Genomic DNA, 16388 nt, shown 5'->3' on the forward strand with positions numbered 1-16388 from the left:
TGTTTATCCCCGCCTGCTCAGTACCCACCTTAACTGATCAGGCTGTTCCACTCTTGCGGGCATTCTGAATTCAGAAGAACGCCGCTGTCAATCTTTCTTCTTATAAGAAAATGATGAAGTTCGATCATAAAGCCAATAGTAGTTATTGACCATCTGATCGGTCCGGCGCATGCGAAAGCCGACAGTTGCAAAAGCCAGCAGAACGACCACATCCATCAGGTAATAGAAGCCGCTCAGCATGGGTCCGGCGAACAACGCATAATGCATGAACCGCATCACCACACCGAGAAGCAGGGTGTAGACCACCACGCGCGGATAATTTTCCCAGCTATCGGCTACAGACCTGCCGGTCCGCCAAGCCGTCCAAAATCCCAGGAGAACAACCAGCCCCCGCAAGATGTAGCGAACGCCGCTATCGCTTTCGAAAAAAAGTCCCTGCATCTTTTTCCCCATCAGTGCCCTGCATCGTTGTGGCAGGGCCTGTCTTCGCCAGGCGCCTGCCGTTTACCCGCAGGCTTTATTGTTATCCAACGTCTACGCCACCTGAGTGAGCGCAGAAATCAGTGGCGACCACCCTCTAGATAGGCCGCACGCACTTCCGGATTGGCCAGAAGCTCTTTACCAGACCCGCTCATCGTGACCTTGCCGTTGACCATGACATAGGCCCGGTCAGACAGCTTCAAGGCGGCGAACGCATTCTGCTCGACGAGAAAGACGGTCAGCCCCTCTTCCTTGTTCAGCGTCTTGATCGCCTCGAAAATACCTTTGACGATCAGGGGCGCCAAGCCGAGCGATGGCTCGTCCAGCAAAAGCAGCTTGGGGCGCGACATGAGCGCGCGACCGATAGACAGCATCTGCTGCTCGCCACCCGACAATGTGCCGCCACGCTGGCTCTGACGTTCCTTGAGGCGCGGGAACATCGTAAAGATCTTTTCGACGTCCTCCTTGAAGTATTTCAGATTATCAAGATTGGCGCCCATCTGAAGATTTTCCAGAACGGTCATGCGCGGGAAGATGCGACGCCCCTCCGGCGACTGCGCGATGCGCCGACGAGCAATAAGGTGTGTCGGAATTTTCGTGATGTCTTCGCCATCGAAAATCACCGACCCGGTGCGCGCCTGCGGGCTTCCGCAGATCGTCATCATCAGCGTCGATTTGCCTGCACCATTGGCGCCGATGAGGCTAACGATTTCGCCTTTGTTCACTTCCACATCGACGCCCGCAAGCGCGCGAATGTTTCCATAATAGGTTTCGACGTTCTGGACTTTGAGAAGGGGTTCACCGGACATCACACCGTTCCCCCAAGTTCTTCTGCAATCACTTCTTCCACTTCATCATCCTCGACACCCAGATAGGCGGCGATGACCTTCGGGTCATTTTTCACATGGTCCGGGGTACCATCGGAAATCTTCTGGCCGTATTCGAGAACCACGACGTGATCGGAAATCTCCATGACAACGGACATATCATGCTCGATAAGGAGCAGAGACGTGCCCTCAGCGCGAATGCCGCGCAACAGATTGTTGAGCGCCAGCGATTCTTTCGGGTTGAGACCCGCGGCCGGTTCGTCGAGGCAAAGAAGTTCTGGTTCCGTGCACATGGCCCGTGCAATTTCCAGGCGACGCTGCGCCCCATAGGGAAGATCGCCGGCCGGATCGTCGGCACGATCCGTCAGATCGGCCTTATCGAGCCAGTATTTCGCCTTGTCGATGGCGCCGGCAGCAGCCTTTTTATAGGCTGGCATGCCAAGCAAACCCAGGAACGTGTAGCCGGACGCCTTCATCAGCGCGTTGTGTTGGGCCACCAGCAGATTTTCCAAAACAGTCAGGCCAGAGAACAAACGGATATTCTGGAAGGTCCGCGCGACCTTGGCCCTCTTGGTGATTTCAAAATCCGGCAGGCGTTCGAGAAGATGCTCCTCGCCCGTGGTCCGCCGCATCGTGATCATGCCCATCGTCGGCTTGTAAAAGCCGGTGATGCAGTTGAAGACGGTCGTTTTGCCTGCACCGTTCGGCCCGATCAACGCAGTGATTTCGCCGCGCTTGGCTTCAAAGGAGAAGTCGTTGATGGCCATCAGTCCACCGAACCGCATGGAGAGGTGTTCGACCTTAAGGATTGTGTCTTTTGTCATTTCAATGTTTCCGGAAGCCATCAGCCGTGACCTTCCTTGGTGAAGTCGCCGGAAATGGACTTGCGCTCTTTCAGGAAGGCCGTGGGTTCACGAGAGCCGACAAAGCCGCGTGGCTTGAACAGCATCACGATGACCATCGCCAGACCGAACAACAGCATACGGTAGAGTTCAGGTGTAAAATCAGGACCGAAGATGTGCTTGAGGAATTCCATTTCGCGCAGCAACTCCGTGCCGCCGACCATGACGACGGCAGCAATGGCGATGCCCGTCAGCGAGCCCATTCCGCCGAGAACGACGATGGCAAGGATGACGGCCGATTCGAGGAATACAAAGCTTTCCGGTGACACGAAACCTTGACGCGCCGCAAAGAACGATCCGGCAAAACCACCGAACATCGCACCGGTTGCAAAAGCTGTCAGCTTGGTCTTGACCGTATCGATACCGAGCGAGCGGCAGGCGATTTCGTCTTCACGCAGTGCTTCCCAAGCACGACCGATCGGCATGCGACGAAGCTTGATGGTGACATAGGCCGTCAGCATGCACAGCAGCAGAATGACGTAGAACAGGAAGATTTTGTAATAGGACGAGGACATCGGCAGCCCGAAGACCTTGGCGAAGTTGTTGGGGGCACCGACATCAAAGGACCAGATGCCGAAGACGGACGCCTTCGCGATGCCGGAAATACCGAATGTTCCCTTGGTGACCTCAGTCCAGTTCAACAGCACGAGTCGGATGATTTCACCGAAAGCCAGTGTCACGATCGCCAAATAGTCACCGCGCAAACGCAGAACCGGGAAGCCGAGGATGATGCCCCAGAACGCTGCCAGAATACCGGCCATGGGAAGCAGAACCCAGAACGACAGGCCGAAGTAGCTGGACAGCAATGCGTAGGAGTAGGCGCCAACGGCGTAAAAGGCCACATAACCCAGATCCAGCAGGCCCGCGAGACCGACGACGATGTTCAGGCCCCATGCCAGCATGACGTAGATGAGGATCTGGATGCCGAAGTTGTCGACCAGCTTCAAAGATCCCTGGAACCCGAAGAGACCAACTGCGATCGCTGGATAAATCAACAGGAAGACAAGGGCAATCTTGAGGAAGTGCTTGTGAAAGAAGCCTTTATCTTCGGCAATCTCCAAAATGCCGGTCTTTGCCTTGGAAATCTTGCGCTTGTCCAGATGCGGGCGCACGAAGCCGACGACGAGAAACCGGCCGATAGCGGCAACGCCAACGAAGATGGCCAGAAGCCCCCAGCGTGTGCCCCAGATTAGCTGGTTGTTGATATCCTGATAGGTGACGATACCGACATAGAGGATGAACATCCCAAGCGACACGAGGCCCGCGAAGATGCCTTCCTTGACGGCCTGAACCATCAGGCTCGAGCCGGGCGTATCCTTTTCGGAAGCGATATTTGCCATGATCTCAAACCTTCTCGACTTCTGGGCGACCCAGAATACCGGTCGGCTTGAAAATCAGCACGAATGCCAGGATACCGAAGGCCGCGACGTCTTTGTAGGCGATGGAGAAATAGGCAGACCACAGGCTTTCGATCAGACCGATAAGAAGCCCGCCGAGCACAGCACCGGGTAGAGATCCAATGCCGCCGAGAACGGCTGCGGTAAACGCCTTCACGCCAGGAATAAAGCCGTCGTTGAACGACGCAACGCCATAATACATGAGATACATGGAGCCTGCGACGGCTGCGAGTGCAGCGCCCATGACGAAAGTGATGGAAATGGTGCGATCGACATCAACGCCCAGAAGCGCCGCCATCTTGCGGTCCTGCTCGGTTGCACGCTGCGCACGGCCAAGCGGCGTCTTGTTGACGATATACCAGAAGGCGAGCAGCAGAACCGAGGTAATCGCCACGATCAACAACTGCTTCAGCGAAATGGTGATGGCACCAAAGTGGTAAACATCCGTCACAAGTGCCGGGATCGGCTTGTTGCGCGGGCCCTGCGTGACTTGAATGAAGTTGGACAATGCAATCGACATGCCGATGGCGGTGATCAACGGCGCCAGGCGGAAGGAGCCGCGAAGAGGACGATACGCGACGCGCTCAATGGCCCAGTTCCATAGACCGGTCATCAGCATTGCAACGACCATCATCACCAAAAGCAGAACGGCGACGGGGATACCGGCAAAAAAGGATGTGAGAATAAGGAAAACGATCAATGCAGCGAAACCGCCGAGCATGAATATATCGCCATGGGCGAAGTTGATCATTCCGATAATGCCGTAAACCATCGTATAGCCAATCGCGATGAGGCCATAGATCGATCCAAGAGTCAGCCCGTTTATGAGCTGCTGGACAAAATACTCCATATCTTTCCCCCGGACCTATTCTCGACAGAAGAGGTCTCGTTATGTTGCTTCCGGGGGCTGCATTTTCTGTCCCCCTTGGTTAAAACCCATATCGCGTTCGGAAAAAATGTGAAGTCAAAAATCTGTAAAACAGCTTTTTATTTGGTGTTTCCACATTGAATGCCACCTGAGGGTTCACAAAGATCATATTTTTGGCAGAGAATGCTGTAAAAAGCGGCTCATCGTCATAAAATCCTAACTTGTTACCACATATTTTCGTGCCTTGGCGGGAGACCGGTTGCGTTGTAAACGAGCCCCTGAAAGCTTATGTCGGGTGCCAAATGGAACGCGTCCGGCGATCGGCAGAAGGATCTCGATGCTCGACATCTTAACAGCGGCCACATTAAAGGCTGGCAGGGAAATCATGGCGGTGCATGCGGCCGGTCCTCATGTGACGTACAAGAACGACTGTTCGCCCGTCACAGAAGCGGATCAACGGGCAGAAGCCGTGATTCTGGCAGCACTTGCATTGAACTTCCCCAACATACCGGTCATTGCCGAAGAAGCCGCCTCCGTCGGTCTCGTCCCCAAAGCCGAAGACGAGTTTTTTCTGGTGGACCCACTCGATGGCACCAAGGAATTTATTGCCGGCAAGCAGGACTTTACGGTCAACATCGCGCTGGTGCGCAATGGAACACCAGTTCTGGGCGTCGTCTACGCACCAGCGTTGAAAGTCATGTGGACAGGAGACGGCGAAGTTGCGCGAAAGGTCCAGGTCACCGACGATTTTGAACCGAGCGACGTTCGCAATGTGCGGTGCCGGGCCAAGCCGACCATTCCAATTGCGGTCATCAGCCGTTCGCACTGCACACCAAAGACCGAAGCCTTTGTCGCAGAACATGGTTTGATCGACAGCATTTCCATCGGCTCTTCGCTCAAATTCTGCATGCTGGCCGAGGGCGCTGCCGACGTTTATCCACGCTTCAGCCGGACCATGATGTGGGATACGGCGGCGGGTGATGCCGTGCTACGCGCGGCCGGCGGCATAACGCTCGATATTGCCGGCCTTCCCTTGCGATACGACGTTAAGGACAGCAGCGAGGACGCACTCGCGAACCCTGATTTCATCGCTTGGGGCGCAGCACCTTAACGCACAAAAATTATTTTTATTTTTTTCTCCACAGCTATCCGGACGGCCACACAATCTCCCACGCAACGGAGATTGAAAGATGACCGAACAGACGTCGAGACTTGAACTACCCTACATATTGCCCTCTCAGGCGCAAAAACATGTGACGCATAACGAAGCTCTGCAAAAGCTGGATGCCGTCACACAACTGACGATCAGGCGCGAAATCAGCCAACCACCCCAAACGATGGAGGATGGCGATTGCTTCCTCATCGCTTCCGTACCCACCGGAGAATGGGAGAGACACGGTGGGAAGCTCGGCCTGTGGCAGGACGACGCGTGGGTCTACATCGTTCCGCGTGAAGGATGGCGTGCGTGGTTTCTGGAAACCGGCCAGATGAGGGTGCTGAGCAATGGGAACTGGCAGGACATCCCCCTGCCCGCAGCAGGCGCTTTCGGACGATTGGGCATCAACGCCTCTGCGGATCCGCAAAACAGGCTCACGGTGGCATCACCGGCCAGCCTGTTCACCAACGAGGGTGGCGGGCACCAGATAAAGGTCAACAAGGCAGCACCGACCGACACGGCATCGCTGCTGTTTCAATCCGGCTGGTCGGGTCGGGCCGAAATGGGATTGGCGGGAAACGACAGCTTTTCCATCAAGATGTCGGCAAATGGCGTGGATTGGAAAACAGCCCTCTCCATTTCCGGTGCAGGGCATGTCTCGCTGCCTGAGCGTCCGCTTGTGCGGGCAGGACGCGCCGTAGAAACTGTGTCTCACACGGCTGGCACCATCTCCGGTTTCACGGACCTGCCCGTCCAGCAAGGCGGCTTTGCACTGGGAAATAGTGTGGTCGATGTGCAGAAGGATCTGGTGGTACCCCTGACAGGCCTTTATCTGATCACACTGACACTGTCCGTTGTCGCATCCTCGGGCCACACCGTCACGCTCAGGATCAATGATGCCAACAGTTCCTTTGCGCTTGCGGGCACAACGTCCGCCGAAAACAGCACGCAATCAGCAAGCTTCATTGTATCCCTAAACGAGAAGGATCGCATCTCGCTGGCGCATGGCGGCGCGTGCCAATTGGCTTACGGAGCAGGAAAAACGGAGCTCTTGGTGGCGGCGCTGTAAGAAGTTCTCTTCCGCGCCTGTCGCTTGCCAAAAGCAGGCGGCAGGCGCGATCAGATCGACCAAGATTCTAAGTCCAAGATAATATTATGAAATTCAGATATGGCGTTGCTGAACGTTATTGAGACAAAAAATAATAAAATGATTTTTTTATTATGACACAAGAATCCAGCAAAGCTCGAACAAATCAGGCGAAACCATTCAAATTCTTAACAAAATGTCTCTGACTGCTTAGGTAATTTTTAAAGGTACGGCCCTAAAGTGCATCAGATATGGTCTTGAGTTTGTGTAGAGTGTCCAATGACCGAAATGATACGCCCACGAGTTAAATATGTCATCGGCCCCGATGGCAGCCCTCTGACGATTGCCGATTTGCCTCCTGCGGACACGCGCCGCTGGGTCATTCGTCGAAAGGCAGAAGTTGTCGCAGCGGTACGAGGAGGGTTATTGAGCCTCGAGGAAGCCTGCGAACGTTATACACTGACAGTGGAGGAATTTCTCTCCTGGCAGTCTTCCATCAGTGACCACGGTCTTGCTGGCCTGCGCACCACGCGCATCCAGCAGTACCGCCACTAAATTCTGTCGATGCCCGTCAAGGGGCATATCGACGGCAGAGAAATCGAGCGTCACCTTTCTCCATGGATTCGGGGATTGCGTGGCGCTGATTTGTTTTGTTCTCACGAAATCCTCATCGGCAATTATCGACGCTGGGCAAACTCTCAACCACCCTTTTGCAGACATTCATGATGCAAAGGCATGAGACAAAGCACGCCGCATAAAAAAACCGCTCGTCCATTGAGCGGTTTTTTTTGATCCCGAAACAGGAATTTGCGTCGGGCAGATCTGGTTGAATGTGTCCAACGACAAGACGTGACGTCGCGCCATTGAAAGCAGCCTCCTGATCCACTGGCCGCCGTCAATGAGGACGTCTTTGTTTCTTTGATTTATGCCTTACGCGCGAGCGCGAATGGCAACGTCTCGGCTTTCAAGGGCCGCTGCCCGTTCGAATTCCGCCTGGACCTCTTCCAGAACGGCTTCCGCCGCCTCTTCCTGCATCTTCAGTTCGCGAATGGAGACCTGAAGGTTATCCGCGCGCTGACGAGCAGCCTTGGCGAAAGTCGGGTAGGCGAAATGCGACGGATCGGTAATTCCCGATTTGCTCTCCTCCAGAGAAATCTGATGGACCAACTCCTTGGCCATTCGTTCGAATTCGGACATCATCGACTGCAATTGTTGCAACTGACGACGTTTTTCGTTGACCTGAAATTCCTTCAGGCGAACTAGGCTGTCACGCGACTTCATACGCAATACTCCGTGGATAGCGAGACCCCGGTAAAAACTGGAACCGGCCCTTCACTCAGGCATGTGCCGGAATAATTCTGAAAAGTTACCGGACGTTAATAAAAAATCGACGTCGTTAACCTTTCGTTTACGGGCATCGTTAATGATAAGGCAGATCATTTAAAGGTCGGTAAATGCCAAGCCCGAAAAACAACGGGCACGACAATGTCAGAGTCGGTTGAATCACTTAGCGGGATAACTTCACGCTATGGTTCATGTTTGGCGGTGCGGATTCACGTTGAATATCAGCAGACTGGAGCCACTATTTAATAAATTCTACACACCTTGCCAAAGGTAATTAGAATTTGTTAACCATTTGGTGGCAGCCTGCAAATCAGGCAACGACTGGATCCGTATCGCGCAAAAGGCAATCATTACCTTCCGCGGCGGCAAAGGGGATAATTATGCGGGTTCTATTGATCGAAGACGACAGCGCAACGGCTCAGAGCATTGAGCTGATGTTGAAGTCCGAAAGTTTCAACGTCTACACAACCGACCTCGGTGAGGAAGGCGTGGATCTTGGAAAGCTCTACGATTACGATATCATTCTTCTCGACCTCAACCTGCCCGACATGTCGGGTTACGAGGTACTGAGAACGCTCCGTCTTTCCAAGGTCAAGACACCGATCCTTATTCTTTCCGGTATGGCCGGCATTGAAGACAAGGTTCGCGGTCTCGGTTTCGGTGCGGATGACTATATGACCAAGCCTTTCCACAAGGATGAGCTTGTTGCACGTATTCACGCCATCGTTCGCCGCTCCAAGGGCCATGCCCAGTCGGTGATCGCAACGGGCGAGCTGATCGTGAACCTCGATGCCAAGACGGTGGAAGTTGGCGGTCAGCGCGTTCACCTCACCGGTAAGGAATACCAGATGCTGGAGCTTCTTTCGCTCCGCAAGGGCACCACGCTCACCAAGGAAATGTTCCTCAACCATCTCTATGGCGGCATGGATGAGCCTGAACTGAAGATTATCGACGTTTTCATCTGCAAATTGCGCAAGAAGCTGGCGAATGCCGCTGGCGGTGCAAACTATATCGAAACGGTTTGGGGCCGTGGATACGTTCTGCGCGAGCCGGACGCTGTCACCGAGTTTCTCGAAACAGCTTGATACTCCCCAAGCACGCCCGCATACAAAAAACCGCCCCTCTCCGGCGGTTTTTTTGTCTTTACGAACATCAAATTTCCGTCAGATCTCACAGGAAGTTACAGTCCATGCATTTCAGACCTGCCCGGGCAGACGACGCGGCGAGCCTGGCGGCCATCTCGGTGGAAGTCTGGATTGGTACCTATGTGCGAAAAGGCGTTAATTCCGTCTTCGCCGAGTATGCCTTGAGCGAATTCACAGCAGCCAAATTCGAAGCCTTCCTCGCGAGCGAGAACGAGGCCGTCATTGTTTCGCAAAACGAGAATGGCATCGATGGTTTTATCCGCCTGTCGTTTGACAGTCCGGCACCGGATTGTGACCGCTGCGCAACGGAAATCTGCACCTTGTATGTCCAGCCGAGACATCACGGGCGCAAGCTTGGCTCGGGCCTGTTGCACGAAGCGCTACGCCTGTGTCAGGCGCGGGATATTTCCGAGGTCTGGCTGGCTGTCAATTCTCAGAACACAAGGGCAATCGAATTCTACAAAGCCCACAGCTTCTCCCTCTCGGGGCAGACGCATTTCCGAATCGCGGATGAGGTCTATCTCAACGAGGTGATGAAGCGGAGGACCGTATGAATCGGCCCCAAGGCTAGAGCGTTCCCTTGTTAAATGGAAACGTTCTAGCGGGGCCACCAGAGGCAGCCCCGATCACCATATCGTGTTACGCTCGATCAGGCGGCGTCGATGGTAAACGCCGTGAAGACGATTCGGTCGTCGTGAACGGCGTATTCAATCGTCATCCCCGCCTCATGTGCCATCAGAAGCGTGTAATAAGACTGTACGGAATGGGCATCAACCGCTTCCTCTTCGGTGCCTTCAGACAGTGCAACGAACTTCGCAGGCAGACGCATCATGCGTCCCTTCACTGTGATTTCGAAGCGCGCGTCCGTCTCAGGGTTTTCAAGCACCACGTCCACGTTGCCACCGCGTGGAATAGCGCTGTAGGCGACGAGGAACAGGTTCAGCAGCATTTTAACGCGGTTTTTGGGCACGATGGCACGCGGACCGTTCCAGGTGACTTCGGCTTTCTTTTCGGCAGCGGCGAAATCCTTGGCTGCCTTTTCTGCCTCACCCGTGTCGATTGAGGCGCCGGCAGAGCCGGATGCGCCAAAGGCGAGACGAGCAAATTTCAGGCGAACGGAGGCGTTGACCGCGGATGTCCTGATCAGATCGAGCGCATCGGCGTCCGAGCCGCCCTCATCCAGCAGTTCCAGTCCATTGTTGATCGCTCCGACAGGAGAAATCACGTCATGGCATACGCGACTGCACAGAAGGGCCGCCAGATCGGCGCCGGACAGCGTCAGGTTTGGTTTGCTCGTCATAAAATTCTCTCCTGCGCAAGGGTTGCGCGGACTGTGTGGAAGTTATTAAGCCATAATGACATCATATTTGGTAAACCGATTGTTAATATCATAGTTTCAAAATGCCAAATGCCTTAACAGGGCAAAACGAATAAACAGACGGACGGACTTGACGATGCGATTTACCGAACTCCGCACCATTGCACGCCTGGGACTGGTAAAGATTTTCGTGGTACTCGCGAGCCTTTGCATTTCCTCGGGCCATGCCGCTGCCCAAAGCAGTGACCAATATTCATTTCAGGAAATTATTGATGCAGGTCACGGTTTCTTTGGTGAAACGACCGGCGGGCTTGCGAAGGTCGTCGAGCGTGCTTTTCAACAATATGGCCTGCCCAACGGCTACATTCTCGGCCAGGAAGGTTCCGGTGCCTTTGTTGCTGGCCTGACCTATGGAGAAGGCCAGCTTTACACCAAGAACGCCGGTCAGCACCCCGTTTTCTGGCAGGGTCCGTCGCTGGGACTGGATTATGGCGGCCAGGGCACGCGCGCCATGATGCTGGTCTACAACCTTCCCGCAGTCGATTCGCTTTACCGTCGTTATGGCGGCGTCAGCGGCTCTGCCTTCATCGTCGCGGGTGTGGGCATGACCGTTTTGAAAAACAGCGATGTCACCATTGCTCCGATCAGAACCGGCATCGGCGCACGTCTCGGCATCAATGTCGGTTACCTCAAGCTCACCCAGCAGCCAACTTGGAACCCGTTCTGATTCGCAATATCAGCAATTGTGCATAATATGGTCACCGTCGATCAGGTCTGGCGCAAGTTTGACGTGGGATGATCGAAGGCTTGTAGTAACAGACCCAACCGTTGAAATGCCATCATGGATGGCCATCATTGCCTTTTGTGAGTGGAGACGACCCGCGTGATCGAATACGCCCTTCTTTTCGGACTCGGTTTTCTCTCTGCCATTTTGCTGGTTTCGCTGTTGGCGCCGTCGATCCATCGCCGCATCGTCGTTTATACAGAAAAGCGATTGCGCGCGACGATGCCGATCAGTCCGCAGGAGGTTCGCGCACAGAAAGACATGGCGCGCGCGCTCTATGCGGCAGAAAATGCCCGCACCCGCCAGGAACTGGACGCGGAACGTGAAAAAGCACATTCCCTGAAGTTCAGAAACGACAGCGCACTGAGCGACACCACGGCCCTTCTGGCCGAAACGCGTGAACTGAAAAGCCAGATCGAAACGCTGACACTGGAGGCAAGCGAGTTACGCGCCAAAGCGCTTCGCCACGAAGATGCATCGGCACGCTTGAAGGCTGCCTTGAACGACGCCGAGGAAACCGCGATCTCCCGCACGCAGGAAATCTCCAACCTCACCAAACGCGTCAGTGCCATTTCCCGCGAGCTCGATGACCTGAAAATAGCGCTGTCGGCCCGCGACATCGAAGTGGAGCAAGCAAAACACAAGCTCGCCTCCTGGCGCAAAGAGCGTGAGACGATCACAAAGGAATTGGAAGAGGCCGCAGCGAGAAACCGCGAAGCCGCTCACCAGATGACCCGCGAAAGCCGCAAGATCGCCAGGCTCGAAGAACAGCTTGCAACGGAAGCAGCCCGCAATGCCGACAACGAAACCCTCTTGGAACGTCGGGCTCAGGAAATCAGCCGCCTGAAAGGCGTCGCCACCGGGAACGGTGGAAGCAACCGACTCGAACCCGCACACACTGAAAAACCCCTGCCCCAAATTATCGCCACGCCTGAGCAGATTGCGCGGGAAATTGAAGACATTCGTCATCAAGGAACCGCACTGACCGAGCGTTTGTTGAATGGCAAGGGCACTGGCAATGACGATGCGATCCGCAACGAGATTTCACAGATTGCCGCGCGTATGATCGCCTTGACCGCAGCCCAGGAGGGCACGGCCTCGACCCTACCCTCACTCATTTCGAATGTCTCGAACAAAAGCAGCCGAAAAAACCTCGCGAGCCGTGCAAGCGACATCATGGCGGGGCAAAAAGCCTAACACCTTCAAGCGTCTATCCGGTCGCTACAAACAGGATGGAATCAAGTGAAGCGTCGTCAACGACCAGCCAACCAGCCAGAGCAGTACCTCTACCGGTTCAATCAGACGCCCCCAGATGCGGCTATGTGTCTTGAGGCCGTGTACGTTGCGTTTTCCCATTACCGCCCTGTCTGGAACTGGTGCCGTCAATGTTTTACGTCCCAGAACGAAGAACGCACCAGAGCGGCGGGGCCGTTACATCGCGCCAAATTAGAAGATTTTGACCAGATTTACTACGAGCATCCCAACTGCTCAGGTGGGCGCGACACGTTCCTACATTTCCTGCCACGTGCGCTTGAACTGGCGTTTTTGAAATCCGAAACCGATTACTTCCTTATCCACTACACTTTGCGAGTTGGTCTCTGGCGATTTGATAAAACAGAGCAGGATGCGCTTCGGACCCTGTTCTGTCGTGTGGCGATAAACTGGTTTATCCATAACGACACAGCACCACTTTTATTGCCACTAGCCATGAAGGAAAATCGCCACGAAGGTTACGTCTCGGACTGTATCATCCAAGCACTCTTAACGCTTCGGGTAGACCCATTCGATCTCGTTTGCTGGCTGGCTAGGCTAAAAAACTCGAAAGCTTGCATTGCGCTTCTGGACCTATCGATTACCGCATATCCAATCGAAAACCCATCCTATTACGTGCTTGATGACAAAGCCGATGAGGTGGTGCAGCGCCGCGCGGTCGACGCGCTCATACGGCTGACTCGCGATGCGAGTGGACGTGTGGCAAGTGACAAAAGGCTTCTCCGGCTTTGGCTCTGGGCCGAAAGTGCAAATCCGCCTCTCGCTAGAGAGATCGAAGAAGTGCAATCATCTCTTTCAGACCAAAGGCAACGTCTGACACGGTCCGAGCGGATCCAAGCACGCATTGAATTGTGTGCAGCTGTTAGAAAGCCCGAAGAAATGCACAAAAACGCGATAAATCGCATTAAAATTAAAGACCGATAAAATTGTAGCTATTGGCTTAAATCCGCTGAAAAGACTGCCCTGTAACGTCGTGATCACTGGCCCGGACAAGACGTCCAGCGCCAAAAGGATACGCGGATAAGACCGGCAACAAGCTGGCCGACGCAAAAATAGGGTTTGACAATGCTGAAGAAACTCTTTGCTGCTGCCATCTGTGGTATCGTTATCGCCTCGATCACCAGCCATGCTGACGCGGCAGGCCCTGCCGGTTTCGCCCGCGGATTTTCAGCCCTGGAATATCGGGGCATCGCATCTGTCGCGCCATTGAACAGCGCCGACAGGATCAACGTAACTCGCGACCAGACCATGTCCGCAATCGACCAATATTTTTCCGGCTTTGATCAAGCACAGGCCGCTGAGTAACCCCACATCATTTTCGAATCATGACTGACTTGCCGCCGCTTCCTCACCGAAGCGGCGGTTTTTTTCTTTCAGCCACGGCAATTCCGCCAAGTGTCAGCAGCAATGCGAAAATTTGATAGGGATGAAGCGTCTCTCCGAGAATCATGACAGACAGGAGCGTGCCGAAAACTGGAATAAGGTTGATGAAAAGCCCAGCACGGTTGGGCCCGATGCGCTCCACGCCGAGAATGAAGAAGATTTGCGCAATAAGCGAGGCAAACAGCGCCGTGTAGACAGTGATCATCCAGCCCTTGGCATCGGGCCAGACCGCTGTGTTCTGCGACACTTCCCATAATAGAAGCGGAAGGGAGGACATCAGAGCAGCCACCGCCGGAATGGCCATCAGCGTACGCCAGTTCACCTTTGGTTTCCACCGCAACATGACGGTGTAGATCGCATAGGCAAGGACGGCGAGCAGCATGATCGCATCACCAATATTCACTTTCAGCGCCAAAAGGGAGATGAGATCGCCACGCGATGCAAGAAGCGCCACCCCAGTGATGGTCAAAATGAAGCCGACGATCTGACCAATAAAAATACGGGTCCGAAACAGCGCGAAATTGAACGCGAAAATCACTGTTGGAATGACCGCCTGAATAACGGCCACGTTGACGGCCGAGGTGTATTTCAGTGCCGTGTAGAGCGTTGCGTTGAAGCAGGTGTAGCCGATAGCGCCCAATGCAAAGAAATAAGGCAGGCGTGTTTTCACCACCGGCCAATCGCGCACAAGCTGCGGCAACGAAATGGCGGTGATAAGAGCAACAGCGATCGTCCACCTGAGACTGGTCAACACCATGGGGCTGATATGACCCACCGCCATCTTTCCAGCAACGGCGTTTCCGCCCCAGCATAATGTGGCGATGATCAAAACAAGATAGGCTTTCGATGACACGGAAACTTTGACCTTTAGCTCAACAACCGCCGTTGTTCTGCACCGCGGATTCGCGTTCCGCAAGGACGGATACCACCACAAGAGACGAGCCCGAACCGAATTATGCCGGAAAAACAAGGTTTCGCCCCATAAACAGGGTCGCTTTCCGCAAAACAACGCAGTATACATTCGCGGGTTTGAGTTAGGGGCGTTTCAACGCCATGAGCAGGAAAGCAGCAAATGACGAATGTCGTGGTGGTCGGCTCGCAGTGGGGCGATGAAGGCAAAGGTAAGATCGTAGACTGGCTATCCGAGCGCGCCGACGTCGTCGTGCGCTATCAGGGTGGTCACAATGCAGGTCACACCCTTGTGATCGATGGCGTCAGCTACAAGCTGTCGCTCCTGCCATCCGGCGTTGTTCGTCCCGGCAAGCTTGCCGTGATCGGCAATGGCGTCGTGGTCGATCCGCATGCGCTAATCGCGGAAATCGGCCGTCTCGACGCCCAGGGCGTGAAGGTCACACCTGAGAACCTGCGCATTGCAGACAATGCGACGCTCATTCTGTCGCTTCACCGCGAACTGGACGGCATGCGCGAAGACGCAGCCTCCAACAGCGGCACAAAAATCGGCACCACCCGTCGTGGCATCGGCCCGGCCTATGAAGACAAGGTTGGCCGTCGCGCCATCCGCGTCATGGATCTGGAAGACACCGAGGCGCTTTCTGCCAAGGTTGACCGTATTCTGACGCACCACAATGCGCTTCGCCGGGGCTTTGGTGCAGCGGAAGTCAGCCATGAAAACATCATGCAGGAACTGACATCAGTTGCCGACCAGATACTGCCGTTCAGCGAAACCGTATGGCTGCTGCTCGACAAGAAGCGCCGCGCAGGTGCGCGTATCCTGTTCGAAGGCGCACAAGGATCTCTGCTCGATATAGATCACGGTACCTATCCCTATGTGACCTCGTCCAACACGGTTGCAGGACAGGCCGCCGCCGGATCGGGCATGGGTCCTGGCTCGCTCGGCTATATCCTCGGCATCACCAAGGCCTATACGACACGTGTCGGTGAAGGCCCCTTCCCCACGGAACTGCACGATGAAGTCGGACAGTTCCTTGGCGAAAAAGGACATGAATTCGGCACAGTCACGGGCCGCAAGCGCCGTTGCGGCTGGTTTGACGCCGCACTGGTTCGCCAGTCTGTCGCAACCAATGGCATTACCGGCATTGCGCTCACCAAGCTTGACGTTCTCGATGGTCTGGAAGAGTTGAAAATCTGCGTCGGCTACAAGCTCGACGGACAAGAAATCGACCATCTTCCGGCAAGCCAGGGTGCCCAGGCGCGCGTGGAGCCCATCTACATCACGCTTGAAGGCTGGAAAGAATCCACCGTCGGTGCCCGTAAATGGGCGGATTTGCCTGCTCAAGCTATCAAGTATGTCCGTCAGGTCGAAGAGTTGATCGGAGCGCCTGTCGCTCTTCTCTCCACCAGCCCTGAGCGGGATGACACAATACTTGTGACTGATCCATTTGAGGATTAATGTCCCCAGCGATCAAGTTTCATAAACCATATCGGGCCAGAACGTCATTGGCCT

At 54.7% G+C, this 16388-nt stretch carries 18 protein-coding genes; 10 read left to right on the forward strand and 8 right to left on the reverse strand.

Going from position 1 to position 16388, the window contains the following annotated elements; genetic code table 11:
- Positions 1-87: 87 nt before the first annotated feature.
- The 5 genes from GGQ73_RS09300 to GGQ73_RS09320 form a co-directional block, all read right to left on the reverse strand.
- Positions 88-441 (reverse strand): DUF6867 family protein, encoded by a 354-nt coding sequence (locus GGQ73_RS09300; protein ID WP_183896134.1) that lies wholly within the window; start codon positions 439-441, stop codon positions 88-90.
- A gap of 119 nt (positions 442-560) precedes the next feature.
- The gene (locus GGQ73_RS09305; protein ID WP_174153796.1) at positions 561-1289 is read right to left on the reverse strand and encodes an ABC transporter ATP-binding protein; all 729 of its coding nucleotides are present in this window, start codon (positions 1287-1289) and stop codon (positions 561-563) included.
- Entirely contained in the window at positions 1289-2152 is an 864-nt protein-coding gene (locus tag GGQ73_RS09310) for an ABC transporter ATP-binding protein (RefSeq protein ID WP_174153797.1), read from the reverse strand. Before GGQ73_RS09310 ends, GGQ73_RS09305 begins: the two co-directional genes overlap by 1 nt.
- Positions 2152-3549, reverse strand: coding sequence for a high-affinity branched-chain amino acid ABC transporter permease LivM (gene livM / locus GGQ73_RS09315; protein ID WP_174153798.1), 1398 nt, complete (start codon positions 3547-3549; stop codon positions 2152-2154). Before livM ends, GGQ73_RS09310 begins: the two co-directional genes overlap by 1 nt.
- A gap of 4 nt (positions 3550-3553) precedes the next feature.
- Positions 3554-4456 (reverse strand): branched-chain amino acid ABC transporter permease, encoded by a 903-nt coding sequence (locus tag GGQ73_RS09320; protein WP_174153799.1) that lies wholly within the window; start codon positions 4454-4456, stop codon positions 3554-3556.
- A 355-nt stretch (positions 4457-4811) separates the two neighbouring features.
- On the opposite strand from GGQ73_RS09320, the gene cysQ reads away from it, so the two are divergent.
- The 3 genes from cysQ (at position 4812) to sciP (ending at position 7272) form a co-directional block, all read left to right on the forward strand.
- Positions 4812-5585 (forward strand): 3'(2'),5'-bisphosphate nucleotidase CysQ, encoded by a 774-nt coding sequence (cysQ, locus tag GGQ73_RS09325; RefSeq protein WP_174153800.1) that lies wholly within the window; start codon positions 4812-4814, stop codon positions 5583-5585.
- 79 nt (positions 5586-5664) lie between these two features.
- Positions 5665-6699, forward strand: coding sequence for a DUF2793 domain-containing protein (locus tag GGQ73_RS09330; RefSeq protein WP_174153801.1), 1035 nt, complete (start codon positions 5665-5667; stop codon positions 6697-6699).
- 297 nt (positions 6700-6996) lie between these two features.
- Complete coding sequence (gene sciP / locus GGQ73_RS09335; RefSeq protein ID WP_027675777.1) at positions 6997-7272, forward strand: CtrA inhibitor SciP; 276 nt, start codon at positions 6997-6999, stop codon at positions 7270-7272.
- 375 nt (positions 7273-7647) lie between these two features.
- Here the strand turns inward: sciP and GGQ73_RS09340 are convergent, their stop codons facing one another.
- Positions 7648-7998, reverse strand: a complete 351-nt coding sequence (locus GGQ73_RS09340) for a flagellar export protein FliJ (RefSeq protein WP_174153802.1) — start codon at positions 7996-7998, stop codon at positions 7648-7650.
- A 443-nt stretch (positions 7999-8441) separates the two neighbouring features.
- Here GGQ73_RS09340 and ctrA point away from each other — a divergent pair, with 443 nt between their 5' ends.
- A complete protein-coding gene (ctrA, locus tag GGQ73_RS09345) occupies positions 8442-9146 on the forward strand; it encodes a response regulator transcription factor CtrA (protein WP_183895790.1) in 705 nt (234 codons plus the stop codon).
- A 104-nt stretch (positions 9147-9250) separates the two neighbouring features.
- Positions 9251-9760 carry a GNAT family N-acetyltransferase gene (locus GGQ73_RS09350; RefSeq protein ID WP_183895792.1) on the forward strand — a complete coding sequence of 170 codons (510 nt, stop codon included), beginning with the start codon at positions 9251-9253 and terminating at the stop codon, positions 9758-9760.
- Between the two features lie 95 nt (positions 9761-9855).
- Here the strand turns inward: GGQ73_RS09350 and chpT are convergent, their stop codons facing one another.
- Positions 9856-10506 (reverse strand): histidine phosphotransferase ChpT, encoded by a 651-nt coding sequence (gene chpT, locus GGQ73_RS09355; RefSeq protein ID WP_183895794.1) that lies wholly within the window; start codon positions 10504-10506, stop codon positions 9856-9858.
- A gap of 148 nt (positions 10507-10654) precedes the next feature.
- Between chpT and GGQ73_RS09360 the strand changes: the two genes are divergently transcribed.
- The 4 genes from GGQ73_RS09360 to GGQ73_RS22945 all read left to right on the forward strand — a co-directional run bounded on the left by GGQ73_RS09360 (position 10655) and on the right by GGQ73_RS22945 (position 13885).
- Complete coding sequence (locus GGQ73_RS09360) at positions 10655-11251, forward strand: DUF1134 domain-containing protein (RefSeq protein ID WP_183895796.1); 597 nt, start codon at positions 10655-10657, stop codon at positions 11249-11251.
- Between the two features lie 156 nt (positions 11252-11407).
- Positions 11408-12505, forward strand: coding sequence for a coiled-coil domain-containing protein (locus tag GGQ73_RS09365; protein ID WP_183895797.1), 1098 nt, complete (start codon positions 11408-11410; stop codon positions 12503-12505).
- A 45-nt stretch (positions 12506-12550) separates the two neighbouring features.
- Positions 12551-13504, forward strand: coding sequence for a hypothetical protein (locus tag GGQ73_RS09370; RefSeq protein WP_183895799.1), 954 nt, complete (start codon positions 12551-12553; stop codon positions 13502-13504).
- 141 nt (positions 13505-13645) lie between these two features.
- On the forward strand, positions 13646-13885 hold the full coding sequence (locus GGQ73_RS22945; protein ID WP_234910930.1) for a hypothetical protein: 240 nt from the start codon (positions 13646-13648) through the stop codon (positions 13883-13885).
- Positions 13886-13928: 43 nt separating this feature from the next.
- Here the strand turns inward: GGQ73_RS22945 and GGQ73_RS09380 are convergent, their stop codons facing one another.
- Positions 13929-14816 (reverse strand): DMT family transporter, encoded by an 888-nt coding sequence (locus GGQ73_RS09380; RefSeq protein WP_183895801.1) that lies wholly within the window; start codon positions 14814-14816, stop codon positions 13929-13931.
- A gap of 219 nt (positions 14817-15035) precedes the next feature.
- Between GGQ73_RS09380 and GGQ73_RS09385 the strand changes: the two genes are divergently transcribed.
- Positions 15036-16334 (forward strand): adenylosuccinate synthase, encoded by a 1299-nt coding sequence (locus tag GGQ73_RS09385; protein ID WP_183895803.1) that lies wholly within the window; start codon positions 15036-15038, stop codon positions 16332-16334.
- Positions 16335-16388 lie beyond the last annotated feature (54 nt).

Origin of the sequence: Rhizobium skierniewicense (genome assembly GCF_014196515.1) — a bacterium.
In the GTDB taxonomy this organism is placed as follows: domain Bacteria; phylum Pseudomonadota; class Alphaproteobacteria; order Rhizobiales; family Rhizobiaceae; genus Agrobacterium; species Agrobacterium skierniewicense.

Bases quoted from the DNA above. Each gene is read 5' to 3' on its own strand.
- GGQ73_RS09300 (WP_183896134.1), bottom strand. From the start codon at position 441: ATGCAGGGACTTTTTTTCGAAAGCGATAGCGGCGTTCGCTACATCTTG.
- GGQ73_RS09305 (WP_174153796.1), bottom strand. From the start codon at position 1,289: ATGTCCGGTGAACCCCTTCTCAAAGTCCAGAACGTCGAAACCTATTAT.
- GGQ73_RS09310 (WP_174153797.1), bottom strand. From the start codon at position 2,152: ATGGCTTCCGGAAACATTGAAATGACAAAAGACACAATCCTTAAGGTC.
- livM (WP_174153798.1), bottom strand. From the start codon at position 3,549: ATGGCAAATATCGCTTCCGAAAAGGATACGCCCGGCTCGAGCCTGATG.
- GGQ73_RS09320 (WP_174153799.1), bottom strand. From the start codon at position 4,456: ATGGAGTATTTTGTCCAGCAGCTCATAAACGGGCTGACTCTTGGATCG.
- cysQ (WP_174153800.1), top strand. From the start codon at position 4,812: ATGCTCGACATCTTAACAGCGGCCACATTAAAGGCTGGCAGGGAAATC.
- GGQ73_RS09330 (WP_174153801.1), top strand. From the start codon at position 5,665: ATGACCGAACAGACGTCGAGACTTGAACTACCCTACATATTGCCCTCT.
- sciP (WP_027675777.1), top strand. From the start codon at position 6,997: ATGACCGAAATGATACGCCCACGAGTTAAATATGTCATCGGCCCCGAT.
- GGQ73_RS09340 (WP_174153802.1), bottom strand. From the start codon at position 7,998: ATGAAGTCGCGTGACAGCCTAGTTCGCCTGAAGGAATTTCAGGTCAAC.
- ctrA (WP_183895790.1), top strand. From the start codon at position 8,442: ATGCGGGTTCTATTGATCGAAGACGACAGCGCAACGGCTCAGAGCATT.
- GGQ73_RS09350 (WP_183895792.1), top strand. From the start codon at position 9,251: ATGCATTTCAGACCTGCCCGGGCAGACGACGCGGCGAGCCTGGCGGCC.
- chpT (WP_183895794.1), bottom strand. From the start codon at position 10,506: ATGACGAGCAAACCAAACCTGACGCTGTCCGGCGCCGATCTGGCGGCC.
- GGQ73_RS22945 (WP_234910930.1), top strand. From the start codon at position 13,646: ATGCTGAAGAAACTCTTTGCTGCTGCCATCTGTGGTATCGTTATCGCC.
- GGQ73_RS09385 (WP_183895803.1), top strand. From the start codon at position 15,036: ATGACGAATGTCGTGGTGGTCGGCTCGCAGTGGGGCGATGAAGGCAAA.